The organism is Catenuloplanes niger (assembly GCF_031458255.1).
GTDB lineage: Bacteria > Actinomycetota > Actinomycetes > Mycobacteriales > Micromonosporaceae > Catenuloplanes > Catenuloplanes niger.
This window is the reverse complement of record NZ_JAVDYC010000001.1, coordinates 1,911,816-1,930,630: the sequence shown is the minus strand read 5'-3', so window position 1 is coordinate 1,930,630 and position 18,815 is coordinate 1,911,816. Positions and strand designations below refer to the sequence as shown.

Annotated in this window: 15 protein-coding genes; 12 read left to right on the top strand and 3 right to left on the bottom strand. The window is 72.4% G+C overall.

The genetic code is table 11. The features are described 5' to 3' along the window. Positions 1–9: 9 nt before the first annotated feature. Positions 10–1,182 carry a homogentisate 1,2-dioxygenase gene (locus tag J2S44_RS08365; RefSeq protein WP_310410447.1) on the bottom strand — a complete coding sequence of 391 codons (1,173 nt, stop codon included), beginning with the start codon at positions 1,180–1,182 and terminating at the stop codon, positions 10–12. Between the two features lie 112 nt (positions 1,183–1,294). Here J2S44_RS08365 and J2S44_RS08360 point away from each other — a divergent pair, with 112 nt between their 5' ends. Genes J2S44_RS08360 through J2S44_RS08350 form a run of 3 tightly spaced genes read left to right on the top strand, consistent with a single transcriptional unit; the run spans position 1,295 to position 3,822 of the window. Then, positions 1,295–2,296, top strand: coding sequence for an ABC transporter substrate-binding protein (locus tag J2S44_RS08360; RefSeq protein ID WP_310410445.1), 1,002 nt, complete (start codon positions 1,295–1,297; stop codon positions 2,294–2,296). 3 nt (positions 2,297–2,299) lie between these two features. Beyond that, positions 2,300–3,076, top strand: a complete 777-nt coding sequence (locus tag J2S44_RS08355) for a class I SAM-dependent methyltransferase (RefSeq protein ID WP_310410443.1) — start codon at positions 2,300–2,302, stop codon at positions 3,074–3,076. Further along, positions 3,073–3,822, top strand: coding sequence for an ABC transporter permease (locus J2S44_RS08350; protein ID WP_310410440.1), 750 nt, complete (start codon positions 3,073–3,075; stop codon positions 3,820–3,822). Before J2S44_RS08355 ends, J2S44_RS08350 begins: the two co-directional genes overlap by 4 nt. A 37-nt stretch (positions 3,823–3,859) precedes the next feature. Here J2S44_RS08350 and J2S44_RS08345 read toward each other — a convergent pair whose 3' ends face one another. Further along, positions 3,860–6,571 (bottom strand): AAA domain-containing protein, encoded by a 2,712-nt coding sequence (locus J2S44_RS08345; protein ID WP_310410438.1) that lies wholly within the window; start codon positions 6,569–6,571, stop codon positions 3,860–3,862. A gap of 313 nt (positions 6,572–6,884) precedes the next feature. Between J2S44_RS08345 and J2S44_RS08340 the strand changes: the two genes are divergently transcribed. The 5 genes from J2S44_RS08340 to J2S44_RS08325 all read left to right on the top strand — a co-directional run bounded on the left by J2S44_RS08340 (position 6,885) and on the right by J2S44_RS08325 (position 9,814). Next, entirely contained in the window at positions 6,885–7,031 is a 147-nt protein-coding gene (locus J2S44_RS08340; RefSeq protein ID WP_310410437.1) for a hypothetical protein, read from the top strand. A 110-nt stretch (positions 7,032–7,141) separates the two neighbouring features. Continuing rightward, positions 7,142–8,773, top strand: coding sequence for a GMC oxidoreductase (locus tag J2S44_RS08335; protein ID WP_310410435.1), 1,632 nt, complete (start codon positions 7,142–7,144; stop codon positions 8,771–8,773). Positions 8,774–8,803: 30 nt separating this feature from the next. Beyond that, the gene (locus J2S44_RS42860) at positions 8,804–9,061 is read left to right on the top strand and encodes a helix-turn-helix domain-containing protein (RefSeq protein WP_374727812.1); all 258 of its coding nucleotides are present in this window, start codon (positions 8,804–8,806) and stop codon (positions 9,059–9,061) included. A 74-nt stretch (positions 9,062–9,135) separates the two neighbouring features. Next, positions 9,136–9,417 (top strand): type II toxin-antitoxin system Phd/YefM family antitoxin, encoded by a 282-nt coding sequence (locus tag J2S44_RS08330; protein WP_310410433.1) that lies wholly within the window; start codon positions 9,136–9,138, stop codon positions 9,415–9,417. Further along, positions 9,410–9,814, top strand: coding sequence for a PIN domain-containing protein (locus tag J2S44_RS08325; protein ID WP_310410431.1), 405 nt, complete (start codon positions 9,410–9,412; stop codon positions 9,812–9,814). The genes J2S44_RS08330 and J2S44_RS08325 overlap by 8 nt, the downstream gene beginning before the upstream one ends. A gap of 11 nt (positions 9,815–9,825) precedes the next feature. Here J2S44_RS08325 and J2S44_RS08320 read toward each other — a convergent pair whose 3' ends face one another. Continuing rightward, the gene (locus tag J2S44_RS08320; RefSeq protein WP_310410429.1) at positions 9,826–10,482 is read right to left on the bottom strand and encodes an MBL fold metallo-hydrolase; all 657 of its coding nucleotides are present in this window, start codon (positions 10,480–10,482) and stop codon (positions 9,826–9,828) included. 85 nt (positions 10,483–10,567) lie between these two features. Between J2S44_RS08320 and J2S44_RS08315 the strand changes: the two genes are divergently transcribed. The 4 genes from J2S44_RS08315 to uvrC all read left to right on the top strand — a co-directional run bounded on the left by J2S44_RS08315 (position 10,568) and on the right by uvrC (position 18,597). Further along, entirely contained in the window at positions 10,568–12,376 is a 1,809-nt protein-coding gene (locus tag J2S44_RS08315; protein WP_310410427.1) for a hypothetical protein, read from the top strand. Between the two features lie 204 nt (positions 12,377–12,580). Beyond that, on the top strand, positions 12,581–15,556 hold the full coding sequence (uvrA, locus tag J2S44_RS08310; protein ID WP_310410425.1) for an excinuclease ABC subunit UvrA: 2,976 nt from the start codon (positions 12,581–12,583) through the stop codon (positions 15,554–15,556). Positions 15,557–15,754: 198 nt separating this feature from the next. Beyond that, positions 15,755–16,261, top strand: a complete 507-nt coding sequence (locus J2S44_RS08305; RefSeq protein ID WP_310410423.1) for a Rieske (2Fe-2S) protein — start codon at positions 15,755–15,757, stop codon at positions 16,259–16,261. Between the two features lie 80 nt (positions 16,262–16,341). Beyond that, positions 16,342–18,597: an excinuclease ABC subunit UvrC gene (uvrC, locus tag J2S44_RS08300; protein WP_310410421.1), complete on the top strand. Its 2,256-nt coding sequence runs from the start codon at positions 16,342–16,344 to the stop codon at positions 18,595–18,597. The last annotated feature ends 218 nt before the right edge of the window (positions 18,598–18,815 follow it).

The window sequence follows — 18,815 nt, the reverse complement described above, 5'->3', positions numbered from 1 at the left end:
CGCGCCGCCCTACCGGGCCCAGCTCCACGGGTAGGCCGGGTCCTCGGCGGCGGTGGCGGCCTCGCCCAGCTCCAGCGGGCGGAACGTGTCGACCATGACGGCCAGCTCGTCGACCTCGGTCACGCCGATCGAGCGCTCGTACGCGCCGGGCTGCGGGCCGTGCGGGTGGCCGCCCGGGTGCAGCGAGATCGAGCCCTGGCCGATGCCGGAGCCCTTGCGCGCCTCGTAGTTCCCGCCGCAGTAGAACATGACCTCGTCGCTGTCCACGTTGGAGTGGTAGTACGGCACCGGGATGGCCAGCGGGTGGTAGTCGACCTTCCGCGGCACGAAGTTGCAGATCACGAACCCGGCGCCCTCGAACACCTGGTGCACCGGCGGCGGCTGGTGCACGCGCCCGGTGATCGGTTCGAAGTCGTGCACGCTGAACGTGTACGGGTAGAGGCAGCCGTCCCAGCCGACCACGTCGAACGGGTGCCGGGGGTAGACGTAGCGGGTGCCGGTCACGCCCGTGCTGCCGCGGTGCTTGACCAGCACCGGAACGTCCGTGCCGGTGGCCGTCAGCGGCACGGCCGGACCGTGCAGGTCCCGCTCACAGAACGGCGCGTGCTCCAGGAACTGCCCGTACCGGGACAGGTACCGCTTGGCCGGCGCGATGTGGCTGTTCGCCTCGATCACGTACGCGCGCAGGGGTTCCGGGCCCCGGGGCACCCAGCGGTGGGTGGTGGCGCGCGGCAGGATCACGTAGTCGCCGGCGGTCGCGGTCAGCGCGCCGAACACGGTCTCCACCAGCGCGTCCCCGGACTCGACGTAGACGCACTCGTCGCCGATGGCGTTGCGGTAGAGCGGCGACGGGGTGCTCGCCACCGCGTACGAGATGCGCACGTCGCCGTTGCCGAGCACCAGGCGCCGCCCGGTGACGACGTCGGCCTCCGCGAAGTCCAGCGAGTGCAGCTTGAGGTGCCGGGGGAGCAGCGGGTGGTTCGGGGTGGTGCCGAGGCCGGGCGGCTGCCACGGTGCCGCGTCGACGATCGCGGACGGGATCTCGCGGTGGTAGAGCAGCGACGAGTCGGCGGAGAAGCCCTCCTCGCCCATCAGCTCCTCGTAGTAGAGGCCGCCGTCCGGGCGCCGGTGCTGGGTGTGCCGTTTCGGCGGAACCTCGCCGACGGAACGATAGAACGCCATTGTTCCCACCTCCGACATATCTCTATCAGATCTAGGACGGTTCGTCGCGGGTGGACTTAGCCATCGTTAGGCTTGGATGTCTTGATCAGCCTGACCTCACGGGGAGGCCCTGATGGGCCGGTCACGCATCGTGTCGATCCTGCTCGTCGCCGTCCTGCTCGCGGCCGGGTGCCAGAATCCCGGCGCGGACGAGGACGACGGCTCGTTACGCCGGATCGTCTACCTCACGGCGTTCGGCGCGACCGGGCGGGACGCGTTCGCCTGGGTGGCCCAGGAGAAGGGCTACTTCCGGGACGCCGGACTGGACGTCGAGATCCGGCTCGGTGCCGCGCTCTCGGACAACATGCGGACGCTCGCGGCCGGGCGGGCCGACTTCATGAACAGCGACCTGATCGGCGGCGTGATCTCGGCCGGTCAGGGCACGTTCACCGGCTTCCGGGTGTTCGCCGCGATCCACCAGCAGTCGCTGGTCTCGATCGTCACGCCGGCCGACGGGCCGATCAAGAAGCCCGCGGACCTGGCCGGCAAGCGTCTCGGCGCCGCGACCGCGTCCGTCAACCAGGTGCTGTTCCCGGCGTACGCGAAGGCCACCGGCCTCGACCCGGCCGGCGTCACCTGGGTCAACGCGGCACCGGCCCAGGTGCCGGCGCTACTCGCGTCCGGCCGGGTGGACGCGCTGTGCACGTTCCTGATCGGCCGTCCCGGCATCGAGGCGGCCGCCGGGAAACAGATGACCGTGCTGCCGTTCAGCGACGCGTTGCCGGACACGTTCGGCAACGCGCTGACCACCTCCGCGTCGCTGGCGGAGAGCGATCCCGACCTGGTCCGGCGCTTCCGGGACGCGGCACTGCGCGGGCTCGCCGACACGCTCGCCGATCCGCGCGCGGCCGCGGAACTGTTGCACGAGCGCAATCCCGCCTCGACCGTGGCGGCGGCCGAGGGGGAGATCACGCTGATGGCGCCGCTGACCACGCCGACCGGCGGCGGCCCGCTCGGCAGCATCGACCGGGACCGGCTGACGCGCGCGATCGCGATGCTCACCGACGCCGGGCTCTTCGCACCGGGGCTCACCGCGGACGAGGTCGTCGCGTTCCCGCTCACCCCGGGGAGCTGAGGCATGCTGCGGTACGCGTTCGACAACGACGACCCGGCCGCGGCGGACCGGCACCGCTACCTGGCCGAGATGTTCGACGACGTCACCACCGCCCGGCTGGCCGGGCTGGGTGACCTGGCCGGGCGGCGCTGCCTCGAGCTGGGCGCGGGCGGCGGCAGCGTCGCGGGCTGGCTGGCCCGGCAGGGCGCGCGGGTGCTCGCCACCGACCTGAACGTCCGGCATCTGCCGGGCGGCGCCGGTTACGACGTGCTCCGGCACGACCTGGTGACCGAGCCGCTGCCGGCCGGCGAGTGGGACCTGATCCACGCCCGGCTCCTGCTGCTGCACCTGCCGGAGCGGGCGGCGATCCTTCCCCGGCTGGCCGGCGCGCTGGCCCCCGGCGGCGTGCTGCTGCTGGAGGAGTTCGCCACCACGTTCCGCAACGCGGTGCTGGCCGCGCCGTCGCCCGCCGACGCGGCCGCGTTCGAGACCTACCTCGACGTGTTCATCGGCCGGGTGCTCCCGGCGCGCGGCAACGACCCGGCCTGGGCGCTGCGCGTGCACGCGGCGATGCTGGACGCCGGGCTGACCGGCGTGCAGACCGAGGTGCACGCCCGCTCCTGGCCCGGCGGCACGGCCGGTGCGCTGCTCAACGCCGCTAACATCGCGCAGCAGCGGGACGGGCTGCGCGCGGCCGGTCTCCGCGACGACCTGCTGGACCGGGTGACCGCGCTGATGTCCGATCCGCGGATGGTGGTGCGCGCGCCGTTGCTCTACTCGACCGCGGGCCGGCGCCCGTGACCCGCGTGCTGTCGCCGCTGGCCGCGGCCGTGACCGTGCTCGGATTCTGGTGGTGGGCGGTCGAGGCGTTCCGGGTGCGCCCGTTCTTCCTGCCGTCGCCGCCGGACATCCTCGACGCGTACCTGCGGGAGCCGCACTACCTGCTCACCGAGTTGGGCCGGACGCTGTCGGTGACCACGGCCGGGTTCGTGATCGCGGCGGTGGCCGGCATCGCGCTCGCGATCCTGCTCACCACGTGGCGCCCGGTCGAGCACGCGGTGCTGCCGTTGCTGGTCGCGCTGAACGCGGTGCCGAAGGCCGCGGTCGCCCCGCTGCTCGTGGTCTGGCTCGGGTTCGGCGCGTCCCCCAAGATCGTGCTGGTCGTGCTGATCTCGTTCTTCCCGATCGCGCTGGCGTCCGCGGCCGGGCTCACGGCCACGCCGGTGGAGCTGACCGAGCTGTCCCGCTCGCTGGACGCGTCCCGCTGGCAGACGTACGCGAAGGTCCGGCTGCCGTGGGCGCTGCCGCAGATCTTCGTGGGCCTGAAGGTCGCGGTCTCGCTCGCGGTGATCGGCGCGGTGGTCGCGGAGATCGCCAACCCGGACCAGGGGCTCGGCGCGGTGATCGTGCTGTCCAGCGCGTCCGCGGACACGCCGATGGCGTTCGCCGCGATCGTGCTGCTCGCGCTGACCAGCGTGTCGCTCTTCTACACGATCGTGCTGGCCGAGCGCCTGATGCTGCCGTGGGCCCGGGACATCACCGGCTGACCCCCGCCGGGTGGTGCGGACGAGACCGCTGCCCCGGTCACGGGTGTCGTGCGGCGGGCGTGGCGAGGTCGAGGGCGGCGCGGGCGGCGTCACCGTCCCAGCGGGTCGGGAACGCGTCGTGCAGCCGCCAGCCCGCGCGCCGCAGCGTGCGTTGCCGTTCGATGTGCGCCGCCGGGCCGTCCGGGTGCACCCGGCAGATCAGGCCGGCCTCGTCCGCGCACAGGTCCACGCTCCACCGGCCGACCGGGTAGTCCGCCCGCACCGGCACGCCGGACTCGGCCAGCTCGCGGCCGAGTCGCGCGGCCCAGCCCTTTGCCGCGTCCGGCGGTGCGTGCGCCGGGCGGGGCGGTTCCGCGGCGTACCGCAGGAAGTCGCCGATCAGCCCGGACGCGTTCCGCTGCGCGGTCACCACGACCAGTCGGCGACGGGCCCGCGTGATCAGCACGTTGAACAGGTTCGGGTCCGCGGCGAACCGGTGCCGGGACGCCGGGTCCGCGTCGGAGAGCGCGAGCGAGGCCACCACGACCTCCGCCTCCGCGCCCTGGAACGCGTGCACCGTACCGACGCGCAGTCCCATCGCCTCGATCTCGTCGACGCCGAACGCGGCCAGCAGCGCGGCCTCCAGCGCGTCCGCGTGCGCGCGGAACGGCGTGATCACTCCGACGCTGGTCTCCCCGGCGAGCGCGCGGACCTCCGCGACCACGGCCTCGATCTCGGTCTCCGGCGTGACCGCGCGGACCTCGACCGCGTCCGTGCCCTCGGTGCGCGGATGGCGGGTGACCAGCGCGATCCGGTCGTCGTAGAAGCGCCGCGCGGAGAACTCGATCAGGTGCGGCACGGACCGGTAGTGCTCGTCCAGCACGGTCACCGCGGTCGCGCCGGCGGCCAGGTCGAACGCGCTGATCCGGCGCAGGTCCAGCCGGTCCGCGTACCCGCCGAGGCCGTGGGCGGCCAGTGTCACGGCCACGTCCGCGTCGCCGACGAACGAGACGAACCGCAGCTGGCGCGGGTCGCCGACGACCAGCGCGGCGCGGGCGCGGGCCAGCACCGGCGCGGCCCGCAGCTGGTCGATGTGCGCGGCCTCGTCCAGGATCACCAGATCGAACAGCGCCGGTACGGCCGGCAGCAGGTCCTCCGCGTCCGTGACCGTCCCGACCCACAGCGGCAGCGCCCGGACCAGCGCCGTCGCGTCCAGCGCGGCCAGCGCCTCGCGGCGGCGGGCGCGTCCGGCCCGCAGCGCGGCGGCCAGCGCGGACGCGCTCCGGCGGGCGGCGGCGTCCCAGCGGGCCGCGCTGGTCGCGTCGTGCCGCATCCGGGTGCCGGTCGCGGCCGCGAGCGCGTCGTCCGCGCGGGCCAGCGCGTCCCAGCGGCCGGCCAGGTCGGTGCCGCCGGACGCGGCCAGCTCCGCCGCGGCGCGCACGCTCGCGGCGGCCCGCAACGCCGTACCCACGCGGTCGTGGTCCTCGTGCAGTTCGCGCAGCCGAGCCGCCGCGCGGCGGCGACGCCAGGCCCGCCACCAGCCGGGTGCCTCGCCGGTCGCCTCGTCGTGCAGCCGCCGGGCACGGTCGAGATCAAAACCGGGGGCGAAGACCGCGGGTACGTCGGCGCGCAGCGCGGGCAGCAGCGGAAGCCACTCCTCCAGCCGCTCGGCCAGCGCCTCCCGGGTCAGCGCCGCGGTGATCTCCCGCTCGGTGCGCGCCACGGTCTCGGCGGCCTCGGCGGCGTGGCGCGCGTCCTCGGCCAGGCGGCTCCGCGGGACGCCCTCGCCCAGGCCGGCGGTGAGTTTCGTGGCGATCTCCTCGCGCCGCTCCGCGTCGCCGAACAGCACCGGGACCGGGCCGGGATAGCGGTCCAGCAGCCCGCCCAGCACCTCGGCCGCGTGCCGTGACTGGGTGGCGATCAGGACCGAGCCGCCGCGGTCCACGGTGTCCAGCGCGGCCGCGACCACCGCGTGCGACTTGCCGTTGCCCGGCGGCCCGGACACGACGACCACGCGCTCCCGGCGGCTGCGGGCGACCACGGTCCGCTGCGCCGCGTTCAGCGGAAGGGGCGAGAGCACACGCTCGCCGACGTCCTCCGCGTCCGTGTCGCGGCCGGTGCCGCCGTCCGTGCCGCGGTAGACGGCGTCGAGCGCGGTGTGCTCCAGGCCGGTGCGGTTGGACCAGGTCAGCAGCGTGTCACGGGGGCCGGTCGAGGCCACGTCCCGGGCGACGTAGAGCGCGGCCACCGCGTACGCCACCAGGTGCTCCGCGGGCGCCTTGCGCACCGGCGGCTCCAGCACGTCGCGCACCGGCAGCTCCGCGGCCCACGCCAGCGACGAGATCCACGCCTTGGTGCCGGGCGCGGTCAGCCACCCCGGGCCGCCGAGCCCGGACGCCTCCTCGAACCGCGCCGCCAGTCCCCGGTCCGCCAGCAGCGGCGTGATCTCCAGGTCCCCGGCCGGCAGCAGCCGCCCGCGCAGTCCGCGCTCGACCCGTACCGGCTGGGACACCAGCGGCACCCGCACCCGCCGCCGCACCCCGCCGATCTCCGTGCTGCCCAGCACCCAGCCCAGGCCGCGCCGCAGCACCCGCTCCTCCCGGTGCAGCGCGTCCAGCCCGGCGAACCGGTCACCGACCCGCCCCGCCGGCGCCCGCTCCGGCTCCTCCAGCCAGGCGAACGGCTGCCCCGCCCGGCTCACGTCCAGCACCAGCTCCGACCTGGCCGGTGCCAGGTCGGCAAGCGCCACAAGGATCTTCCGCGGGTCCATCGCGCGCCACTCTACTTGCGCCCGTCGCCGCGAACGGCCACCGCTCGATGATCTCCATGTGGCCGGGAAGCGCATCCGCCGGCGACCGCGGCGCCGGGAGCCGGGACGATCCGGTCAGGACGAACTGTCCCGGCCGGGTATCGAGATCGGTCCTCAGATCGATCGGCCTCAACGGGCCGGGGCCGGTGTGCGACGGCAGTGGCCGGGGCGGCAACCCCGGCCACTGCCGCATCGTCGTCGTGCGGTGCGTCAGGAGAGAGCCCTGGGCTCTCCGTAGAGGAAGTCGTCCAGGACGACCAGGTCGGTGCCGGAGGTGTCGTTGGTCCAGGCGCCGAGGGCGGCGTTGCCGGTGGTGATGCGGACCTCGACGGTCGACCTGCTCCGCTCCCAGGTCGGCGCGTCCGCGGCCCCGGAGACCCGTGCCCTCCGTGACCGCCTCCGCCACGCACTCGCGGCGTGACGTCGGCCCGTTCGACCGCGTTCGCCGTCCGGGACCCGGTCCGTTGATCGACATGCGTCGAGATGCCGACGGGTTCAGAATGCGTGCAGCCGACCCGCTGAGGAGCTGCCGTGGCCGTCGAACTGACCCGCCGGAACGTGCTGGCGCTGGGCGCCGCCGCGATGCTGCCGTCCATTCCCGCCGGTCCGGCCGGGCCGCGACGGGAACACCACCGGGTGGTCATCGTCGGGTCCGGGTACGGCGGGGCGATCGCGGCGTACCGGCTGGCCGAGGCCGGGGTCCGGAGCCTGGTGCTGGAGCGGGGGCGGCGCTGGCCGGTGCTGCCGGGCGGTGACACGTTCCCGCCGTTCCTCGCGCCCGACCGCCGCTCGTCCTGGTTCACGCCCACGCCGGTCTATCCCGGCATGCCACCGGTGGTCTACCGGCCGTACGCCGGTCTCTTCGAGCGTGTCCGCGGCGACGGCATGGACGTGATCACCGGGGCCGGCGTGGGCGGGTTGTCGCTGGTCGACGGCGTCATGCTGCAGCCGGACGGCGACGTCTTCAGCCGGGTGATGCCGTCCGGCGTCGACTACCAGGAGCTGGCCGACGTGCACTACCCACGGGTCCGGGCGCGGATCGGCGCGCAGCGGATCCCGGACGACGTGCTCGCCAACCGGCGGTACGCGCCCACCCGGCTCTTCCTCGACCAGGCCGCCCGGGCCGGCCTACCCACGGCCCGCCTGGACGAGGCCTGCGACTGGTCCGTGGTGCGCGACGAACTGGCCGGTACCGCGGTACCCGCGGCCTCGATCGGCGAGTACCTGACCGGCATCAACAGCGGCGCCCGTACCTCCGTGGACCGCAACTATCTCGCCTGGGCCGAGGCGTCCGGTCTGGCCGAGGTGCGGCCGCTGCACGTGGTCACGGACATCGCGGCCGCCGCCCAGGGCCGCTACGAGATCCGTGCCCGGCAGATCACCGAGGACGGCGTACCCGTGGCTGATCTGGTCCTGACCGCCGACGCGCTGATCCTGGCCGCCGGCTCGATGGGCACCACCCGGCTGCTGGTCCGGGCCCGGGAGACCGGCGCGCTGCCGCGCCTGACCGACGAGATCGGTCGGCACTGGGGCAACAACGGCCTGCGCCTCTACCTGCGTGCGCTGATCCCGTCGCCGACCGGGCCGTACCAGGGCGGTCCGACCAGCGTCGCGATCACCCGCTGGGCCGACCCGGCGCGGGCGGTCACCGTCGAGTTCGGCCCCGCGCCGTTCCCGGTCGAGACGCACGCGATGCCGCTGCCCGGCATCGGCCTCTGCGAGCCGGCCGGTCACTTCCGGTACGACCCGCTCACCGACGACACCCGCCTGACCTGGCCGTCCACCGCCGATGCCGCGGCGCAGGCCGCGATCCGCGACACCCTGCAAACCCTGGTCGCCGGTACGCCCACCCCCGGTCCCCACCCGCCGGCGACCGGCATCCCGGTGCTCGACGGCCTGCTGTCCGCCGCCGCGGCCGCGCCCTACGGCCTGCTCGACATGAACGCGCTGGAGCCCTACACGTTCCACCCGCTGGGCGGCGCCGTCCTGGACCGCGCCTGCGACCTCTTCGGCCGGGTCCACGACCACCCCGGCCTCTACGTCCTCGACGCCTCCCTCATCCCCGGCTCCACCGCCGCCTGCAACCCCGCCCTCACCGTCGCCGCCCTGGTCGAACGCTGCCTCGACACCCTGATCCCCACCGACGCCGGCACCGTCTTCTGAACAACCCGCCGGCGGCCGCCTTCTGGTGAGGTGTCCGATCCCGCGCGGCGAGCACCGCGCTCTGCGGGTTCCGCGCCCCACGACGATGAAGGCTCGCTTCCGCCGGTGTTGTCGGCTCGTCAGACCGCTGACTACCTGGGTGTCGATGTCGCGGAGGTCATAGCCGGACTTCAGGAGGGGGAACTACCGGGCAATCGGCTCGGCGCTCGCTGGCTCATCAGAAAGATCGCACTCGATGCCTGGCTCGACAGCGGCTCCCGTCGCGTCGCCGAGCCCACCGGCCGATAACCGGTCGACGAGGGCTTCCGGCATCAGCCGTTCGAGACGTAGCGCGCTGTGCTACGGCTCGCTACGGTGAAGGCATGAAGGTCATCAGCCAGCGGGAGTTCCGGAACAACTCTGCCGCGGTCATGGACGCGGTGGAGGCCGGCGAGACCTACCACATCACCCGGAACGGGGTGGAGATCGCCGAAGTCCGCCCCTTGGCCCGCCGCCGGCGTCTCACGGCGGAGGAACTGGTCGAGCGGCACAAGCGGCTTCCCAAGGTCGATCACGCCCGGATGCGACGGGAGGCCGACGAGTTCTTCGGCACCGAGGACCGGATCGGCGATCAGGATGATCCCTGGGAGCGGCACCGTGGTTGAGCGGTACGAGTACGGCGTGCTGGACACGTGCGCCTATATCGACATCGACGCCGTCGATCCGGCGATCCTGCCCCGGATCCCCGAGCTGACCGCCGTCACCCTGGCGGAGCTGCATCAGGGCGTCGGGATGGCCAAGGACGCCGCCACCCGGGCCGCGCGCATGGAGATGCTGGGCGCGGCGATCGACTCGTTCGAGCCGCTGCCGTTCGACGGGGCGGCCGCCGCGCGTTTCGGCACGCTCGTGGGCCTGACCGTCGAGGCGAGGCGCGACCCGAGACCTCGCCGCATCGACCTGATGATCGCCGCGATCGCGTCGGCGCGCGACCTGCCGCTCTACACCCGCAACGCCGGAGACTTCGTCGGCCTGGAGGCCATGGTCAAGGTCATCAGCGTGTGAGCCCGAAGCGGTTACCAGCCGCGGGTGCGCCATTCGGGGAGGGACGGGCGTTCGTGGCCGAGGGTGGAGTCGTCGCCGTGGCCGGGGTAGAACCAGGTGGAGTCGGGGAGGCGGGCGAAGAGCTTGGTCTCGACGTCGGTGATCAGGGAGTCGAAGGCGGCCCGGTCGCCGCGGGTGTTGCCGACGCCGCCGGGGAAGAGCGAGTCGCCGGTCCACAGGTGCGGCGTACCGCCGGGGTCCTGGTAGAGCAGCGCGATCGAGCCCGGCGTGTGGCCGACCAGGTGGATCACCTCGAGCGCGACCTCGCCGACCGTGATGGTGTCGCCGTCCTCCACCGTACGGGTGACGACCGGCAGGTCCGGGGCATCGTCCCGGTGCGCGACGGACGCGGCTCCGGTGGCGGCGACCACCTCGGCCAGCGCGCCCCAGTGATCGCCGTGCGCGTGCGTGGTCACCACGGTCTCCAGCCCGGCCTCGCCGGCCAGCCCGAGCAGCACGGCGGCGTCGTTCGCGGCATCGATCAGCAGCTGGGCGCCGGTGGCGGTGCAGCGCAGCAGGTAGGCGTTGTTGTCGAAGGCGCCGCCGACGGACTGCTTCGTGATGGTCAGCGCGGGCAGTTCGCGCACGGCCGGGGCGGACCCCGGTGAGACATGACCGGTGTACGTCACGAGCGACCCCGTCCCCATCGATGATCGAATCAGGTCCCAGCGTAGCGACCGGGACGCGGGACGCGGGTTCTGGCATGATGCGCGGGTGCGAGTCCTGGACAGTGCGCCCGAGGAAGCGACGCCGAAGCCCGACGGCCGGCCCGGATCCCACCGTCGTTGGGACGTGATAGCCGGCGTGGTCTATGCGGCGCTGTCGGTGCTGGTCACCTCGCGCCTGTGGGCGGACCCGGGTGGCCGGGTGCTGGCGGCGAACGAGGACGACCACGGCTTCTTCCTGTTCGTGCTCGCGCACGCGGAGCGGGCCGTCTTCCACGGGGAGGGGCTGTTCTACACGGACCGGCTGAACTTCCCGGACGGCATCAACATGATGGCGAACACGTCGATCCTGGCGCTGGGCATCCCGGTCTCGCCGATCACGCACTGGTTCGGCCCGGGCGTGTCGATGGCGCTGCTGATCACGATCGGGCTGGGCGGCACGGCCGCGGCCTGGTACTGGGTGCTCGGCCGGCACTTCGTCGGTCACCGGAGCGCGGCGTTCGTGGCCGGGCTGTGGGGCGGGTTCGCGCCGACGATGATCTCCCACGCGAACGGGCACATCAACTTCACCGTGTTGATCCTGGTGCCGTTCCTGTTCTGGCGCGTCGCCATGCTGCGCGAGCCGGCGGGAGCCGTCCGGAACGGCGTCGTCCTCGGCCTGCTGATCACCGCCCAGGTCTTCGTCAACGAGGAGATCCTGCTGTTCGTGGCGCTGGCCTGCGCGATCTTCACGGTCTGCTGGGTGCTGATGCACCGGGACCGGATCAGGACGGTCTGGAAGCCCGGGCTGACCGGTCTCGCGGTGGCGGCCGGCACCTCGGGCGTGCTGCTCGCGTACCCGCTGTTCCAGCAGTTCCTCGGCCGCCAGCACTACCGGGGCCTGCCGTTCACGCCGGACGTCTACGTCACCGACCTCGCGTCGTACGTGTTCTACGCCCGCCAGTCGATCGCCGGCCACACCGCGCTGGCCGAGTCGCTGAGCGTCAGCGCGACCGAGGACAACAGCTTCTTCGGCCTGCCGCTGGTGGTGTTGCTGGTGGTGTGCGCGGTGCTGACCTGGCGGCAGCGGGCGATGCGCGCGGTCGTGATCACCGGGCTGGTCTTCGTGATCATCGCCGCCGGGCCGACGCTGGTGGTCGGCGGCGTGGACACCGAGGTGCCGATGCCGCTGTTCTTCGTCAGCCACCTGCCGCTGATCAACCTGATCACCACCACGCGGTTCACCATGGTCGTGGTCTGGGCGTGCGCGTTCCTGCTGGCCGTCGCGACCGACCGGGTGCTGCGCGCGCGGGACGAGGAGCCGGATCCGGCCACGGCACGGCGGCGTGTCCTCCTCTGGTGGGTGACGATCACGGTGGCGCTGCTCCCGGTCGCGCCGAAGCCGCTGATCACCGCGCCGGCCACGCCGATGCCGGAGCTGATCACGTCCGGCCAGTGGCGCGAGTTCGTGCCGGACGGCCGCTCGCTGGTCCCGGTGCCGCTGCCCGAGGTGACGGTGGGCCGCGAGGGCATGCGGATGGCCGCGTTCGCCGCGCTGGACGCCCCGGTGCCGCGCGGTTACTTCATGGGCCCGACGAACGGTGAGATCGACCCCACCGGCACCTGGAACGCGCCGGCCCGCCGCACCTCCGACATCCTGTTCGAGATCGTCCGGTCCGGCCGGGCGCCGGTGGTGACCCCGGCCGACCGGGCCGCCGCGCGGGACGACCTGAAATACTGGAGGGCCGGCGCACTGGTGCTGGGGGAGCGGCACGCGCAGGCGGAGATCCTGAAACGTACGGTCTCCGACCTTCTGGGCCGGGAGCCGCGGCTGGTCGGTGGTGCCTGGGTGTGGGAGGTCTCGGACCTTCCCGTCTGAGCGCTCGGCGAAAAATGTCGTACCCCCCGATTACAGTCGCCTGCGGCGCCTGTCTGCGGTCTGACCTGCTGTTAGTACCCCGATCGGGGAAGCGGGAGTTCAACCGGGGTAAGGGGCGTTGGAACATCCCGGGCTCATCCAGGGCCCGATGTGACACAGACCACAACAGGTATGGCATTCTTTGAGCTGGGAAGTGGGCGGGCAGTGACCGACCGACTGATCATTCGTGGCGCGCGTGAGCACAACCTCCGCGACGTCTCCCTTGATCTGCCACGCGACGCGATGATCGTCTTCACCGGCCTCTCCGGGTCGGGCAAGTCCAGCCTCGCGTTCGACACGATCTTCGCCGAGGGCCAGCGGCGGTACGTGGAGTCGCTCTCCTCGTACGCGCGGCAGTTCCTCGGCCAGATGGACAAGCCGGACGTCGACTTCATCGAGGGCCTCTCGCCCGCGGTGTCGATCGACCAGAAGTCGACGTCGCGGAACCCGCGCTCGACCGTCGGCACCATCACCGAGGTGTACGACTACCTGCGCCTGCTCTTCGCCCGCGCGGGTGTGCCGCACTGCCCGGTCTGCGGCGAGCTGATCTCCAAGCAGTCCCCGCAGCAGATCGTCGACCGGATCCTCGCGATGAAGGAGGGCACCCGGTTCATGGTGCTCTCCCCGGTGGTCCGCGGCCGCAAGGGTGAGTACGTCGACCTCTTCGCCGAGCTGCAGACGAAGGGCTACGCGCGCGCCCGGGTCGACGGCGTGGTCCACCCGCTGACCGACCCGCCGAAGCTGAAGAAGCAGGAGAAGCACACGATCGAGGTGGTCATCGACCGCCTCAGCGTGAAGGCGAGCGGCAAGCAGCGGCTCACCGACTCGGTCGAGGCCGCGCTCGGGCTCTCCGGCGGCCTGGTCATCTTCGAGTTCGTCGACCAGCCGGAGGACGACCCGGACCGCGAGCGGCTCTTCTCCGAGCACCTGGCCTGCCCCAACGAGCACCCGCTGGCGATCGAGGACCTGGAGCCCCGGGTCTTCTCGTTCAACGCGCCGTACGGTGCCTGCCCGGAGTGCACCGGCCTCGGCACCAAGAAGGAGATCGACCCCGAGCTGGTCATCCCGGACACCGAGCGCACGCTGCGCGACGGTGCGGTGCAGCCGTGGTCCGGCGGCCAGACCCAGGAGTACTTCCTGCGGCTGCTGGAGGCGCTCGGCGAGCAGGAGCACTTCACGCTGGACACGCCGTGGCGCAAGCTGTCCTCCCGCGCGCAGAAGACGATTCTGTTCGGCTCCGAGGACCAGGTGCACGTCAAGTACCGGAACCGGTACGGCCGCGACCGGTCGTACTACACCGGCTTCGAGGGCGTCATGCAGTGGATCGAGCGGCGCCACGCGGACACCGAGTCGGACTGGTCCCGGGAGAAGTACGAGGGCTACATGCGCGACGTGCCGTGCGGCACGTGCAAGGGCGCCCGCCTCAAGCCCGAGGTGCTGGCCGTCACGCTGAACGACAAGTCGATCGCGGAGGTCTGCAACCTCTCGATCGGCGAGTGCGCGGACTTCCTCGGCGAGATGGAGCTCAACGACCGGCAGAAGATGATCGCCGAGCGGGTGCTCAAGGAGATCAACGCCCGGCTGCGGTTCCTGGTCGACGTGGGCCTGGACTACCTGTCGCTGGACCGGCCGGCCGGCACGCTCTCCGGCGGCGAGGCGCAGCGCATCCGGCTGGCCACGCAGATCGGCTCCGGCCTGGTCGGCGTGCTCTACGTGCTGGACGAGCCGTCCATCGGCCTGCACCAGCGGGACAACCACCGGCTGATCGAGACGCTGCTCCGGCTGAAGAACCTGGGCAACACGCTGATCGTGGTCGAGCACGACGAGGACACGATCCGGCAGGCCGACTGGGTGGTCGACATCGGCCCGGGTGCCGGCGAGCACGGCGGCCGGGTGGTGCACTCCGGGCCGTACGCCGGGCTGCTGAAGAACAAGGAGTCCGCGACCGGGGCATACCTCTCCGGCCGGAAGAGCATCCCGACGCCGATGGTGCGCCGCCCGCGCACGCCGGACCGGGAGCTGGTCGTCCAGGGCGCCCGGGAGAACAACCTGCGCGGCGTGACCGTGCCGTTCCCGCTCGGGCAGCTGATCTCCGTCACCGGGGTCAGCGGCTCCGGCAAGTCCAGCCTGGTCAACGACATCCTCTACAAGGTGCTGGCCAACCAGATCAACGGCGCGAAGATGGTGCCCGGCCGGCACTCCCGGGTGACCGGGCTCGACCAGATCGACAAGGTGGTCGGCGTGGACCAGTCGCCGATCGGCCGCACCCCGCGGTCGAACCCGGCGACGTACACCGGCGTCTTCGACAACATCCGCAAGCTGTTCGCGGAGACCACCGAGGCGAAGGTGCGCGGCTACGGCCCGGGCCGGTTCTCGTTCAACGTCAAGGGCGGCCGCTGCGAGAACTGCGCGGGCGACGGCACCATCAAGATCGAGATGAACTTCCTGCCGGACGTCTACGTCCCCTGCGAGGTGTGCAAGGGCGCGCGGTACAACCGGGAGACGCTCGAGGTGCACTACAAGGGCAAGACGATCTCCGAGGTGCTGGAGATGCCGATCGAGGAGGCCGCGACCTTCTTCGAGCCGATCACCTCCATCCACCGGCACATGAAGACGCTGGTCGAGGTGGGCCTCGGCTACGTCCGGCTGGGCCAGCCCGCGCCGACGCTCTCCGGTGGTGAGGCGCAGCGCGTCAAGCTCGCCTCCGAGCTGCAGAAACGCTCCAACGGCCGCAGTGTGTACGTGCTGGACGAGCCGACCACCGGCCTGCACTTCGAGGACATCCGCAAGCTGCTGCTGGTCCTCCAGGGCCTGGTCGACAAGGGCAACACGGTGATCGTGATCGAGCACAACCTCGACGTGATCAAGTCGTCCGACTGGCTGATCGACATGGGGCCGGAGGGTGGCCACCGCGGCGGCACCGTGCTCGCCATGGGCACGCCGGAGGAGCTGGCCGAGGTGCCGGGCAGCCACACCGGCCGCTTCCTGCGCCCGATGCTCGGCCTGGAGGGCGAGCCGGCCGGCGCGAAGGACGCGGTCGCCCGCGCGGCGAAGGCGAACGGAGAAAAGGTCAACTCGGTGAAACCGGTCGCCGCCACGAAGGCTCGTTCCAGTCGAGCCAAGGTCACGGCGAGCCGATAGCGGTCGACCCTCTGTCAGCAAACCGTGCCCGGGTTCTTCTGTTACGCACAGGTGTGTTCTCTACCGTGAGTAACGGACGTGGGGTGGTCCGGCCGGTTCTCGTCGAACCGGCCGGGCCCGCCACCCGTGTCTATGGACGTGGACGCGCACGGCGGCACAGCGGCCGGCGCACCGCGGGCTAACAGGAGGGGTTACAGCATGAAGAACGAGCAGGTGCTCGAGGCCGGGACCGCGTCGCGCCGGATGCTGCTGGTCGGCGCCGGATCCGTGGGTGCGGTCGCCGCGCTCGCGGCGTGCGGCACCGAGTCCGACTCGCCGAGCACGAGCTCGGGGCCGGGGTCCGACCCGACCACGGGTGCTCCCTCGACGACCGGTGCCCAGAGCGCCGCACCGTCGGCCGGTGGCGGCGACACCGCGGCGAACGCGATCGCCAAGACGACGGACGTCCCGGTCGGCAGCGGCGTGATCCTCGCGGAGCAGCAGGTCGTCATCACGCAGCCGGCCGCGGGCACGTTCAAGTGCTTCAGCAACGTCTGCACGCACCAGGGCTGCCCGGTGAGCAGCGTGGACGGTGGCTCGATCGTCTGCAAGTGCCACAACAGCCTGTTCTCCATCGAGGACGGCTCGCCCACCTCCGGCCCGGCACGCCAGCCGCTGGACGAGAAGCAGATCACCGTCGACGGCGAGTCGATCACGCTCGCCTGAGTCCCGCCCACCGGTGGCCGGGCGCCCGCACGCCCGGCCGCCGGAGGAGGGTTGTCACACCCCCGGATTAGGCTGGGTGAGTGCCCGATCCGTCGACCTATCGCCCCGCGCCCGGGACCATCCCCGAGTCCCCCGGTGTCTACCGGTTCCGTGACCCGACCGGCCGGGTGATCTACGTCGGCAAGGCGAAGAGCCTGCGCAGCCGGCTCAATTCGTACTTCGCCGACACGTTCACGCTGCACCCCCGCACCCAGCAGATGGTCACCACGGCCGGCTCGGTGGACTGGGTGACCGTCGGCAGCGAGGTCGAGGCGCTCCAGCTGGAGTTCACCTGGATCAAGCAGTTCGACCCGCGCTTCAACGTGAAGTACCGGGACGACAAGTCCTACCCGTTCCTCGCGGTCACGCTGGACGAGGACTATCCGCGCCTGCAGGTGATGCGCGGCGCCAAGCGCAAGGGCGTGCGCTACTTCGGGCCGTACTCGCACGCCTGGGCCATCCGCGAGACGCTCGACCTGCTGCTCCGCGTCTTCCCGGCGCGCACCTGCTCGGCCGGCGTGTTCAAGCGCGCGGCCCAGGTCGGCCGCCCCTGCCTGCTCGGCTACATCGGCAAGTGCTCCGCGCCGTGCACCGGCCAGGTCACCATGGACCAGCACCGGGACATCGTGCTCGACTTCTGCGACTTCATGGCCGGCAAGACCGACACCATGGTCAAGAAGCTGGAGCGCGAGATGATGGCCGCGTCCGACGAGCTCAACTTCGAGCTCGCCGCCCGCCTGCGGGACGACATCGCGGCGCTGCGCCGCGCGCTGGAGAAGCAGGCCGTGGTGCTCGGCGACGGCACCGACGCGGACGTGGTGGCGTTCGCCGACGACCCGCTCGAGGCCGCGGTCCAGGTCTTCCACGTGCGCGACGGCCGGATCCGCGGTCAGCGCGGCTGGGTGGTGGAGAAGAACGAGGAGCTGTCCCTCGGCGACCTCGTGCACCACTTCTGCACCCAGGTCTACGGCGCCGAGCAGGGCGAGGCGGACGTGCCTCGCGAGCTGCTCGTCCCCGCGCTGCCGGACGACGCGGACGCGCTGGCCGACTGGCTCTCCGACCACCGGGGCAGCCGGGTGCAGATCCGCGTCCCGCAGCGCGGCGACAAGAAGACGCTGATGGAGACGGTGGCGCGAAACGCGGCCGAGTCGCTGACCCGGCACAAGCTGAAGCGCTCCGGCGACCTGACCACGCGCAGCAAGGCGCTGGAGGAGATCGCGGACGCGCTCGGCACGGACACCGCGCCGCTGCGCATCGAGTGCTTCGACGTGTCCCAGATCCAGGGCACCGACGTGGTCGCCAGCATGGTGGTGTTCGAGGACGGGCTGCCCCGAAAGGGGGAGTACCGGCGGTTCATCGTGCGCGGCGACCGGCACGGCGGCGGCATGGACGACCTCTCCGCGATGTCCGAGGTGATGCGCCGCCGGTTCGCCCGGCTCAAGTCGGAGAACACCCAGGCCGAAGCCCAGGCCGACGCGGTACGGACAGCGGACGGCTGGTCCGGCGCGGGTGACCGGGACCCGGCCGCGGCCGGCCAGGGTGTGGCCCGGGGCGGTCCGGGCTCGGCCCCGGGTGGTCAGGGTCTCGCCGCCGGTGGCCCGGACGACGCCGCAGGCGATCAGCCGGTGGCCAACGACGAGGTCACCGCGGCCGGCGAGCTGGCGCCCGCGGAGGAGCTGACCGCGCGCGGCGAGCCGGTCCCGGCCGAGCTGCCCGGCATCGACCCGACGACCGGCCGGCCGCGGCGCTTCGCGTACCCGCCGAACCTGATCGTGGTCGACGGCGGTGCGCCGCAGGTCGCGGCCGTGGCCGCGGTGATGGCCGAGATGGGCGTCACCGACGTGGCACTGTGCGGCCTGGCCAAGCGGCTGGAGGAGGTGTGGCTGCCGGACGACGAGTTCCCGGTCATCCTGCCGCGCAACTCCGAGGCGCTCTACCTGCTGCAGCGCGTCCGCGACGAGGCACACCGGTTCGCCATCACGTTCCACCGGCAGCGCCGTTCCAAGCGGATGACGGTCTCCGCGCTGGACGACGTGCCCGGCCTGGGCGAGGTGCGCCGCAAGGCGCTGCTGCGCCAGTTCGGCTCCGTGAAGAAGCTCGCGGCCGCCTCACCGGCCGAGATCGCCGAGGTCCCGGGCATCGGGCCGCGCACGGCCGAGGCCATCATCGCCGCCCTGACGGGTGAAAAGCCGGCCGCGCCCGCGGGCCCGGAGACGACCGATATGCCGGGGAACAGCGCATCCACCGGGGATGTTGAGGCCGAAGCGGGCGTACACCCGGCGGCGCGCGAACTCTAGGATTGGCGCCCGACAGACTTTCGACCTTGAGGGGGCCGTCGTGACCGAGCGGCGCGACGACGAGCGACCGGAAGAGACAGTGAGCGTTTTTCCACCTGGCGCACCCGGGCCGTCCACTGCCGCCACGCCGCCCGGCCGCACCGGCCAGGCGGACGGCGGCTCATTGACCGACCGGCTCGACCGGCACGGCGAGCACCGACCGGAGGGCGACTCGTCGT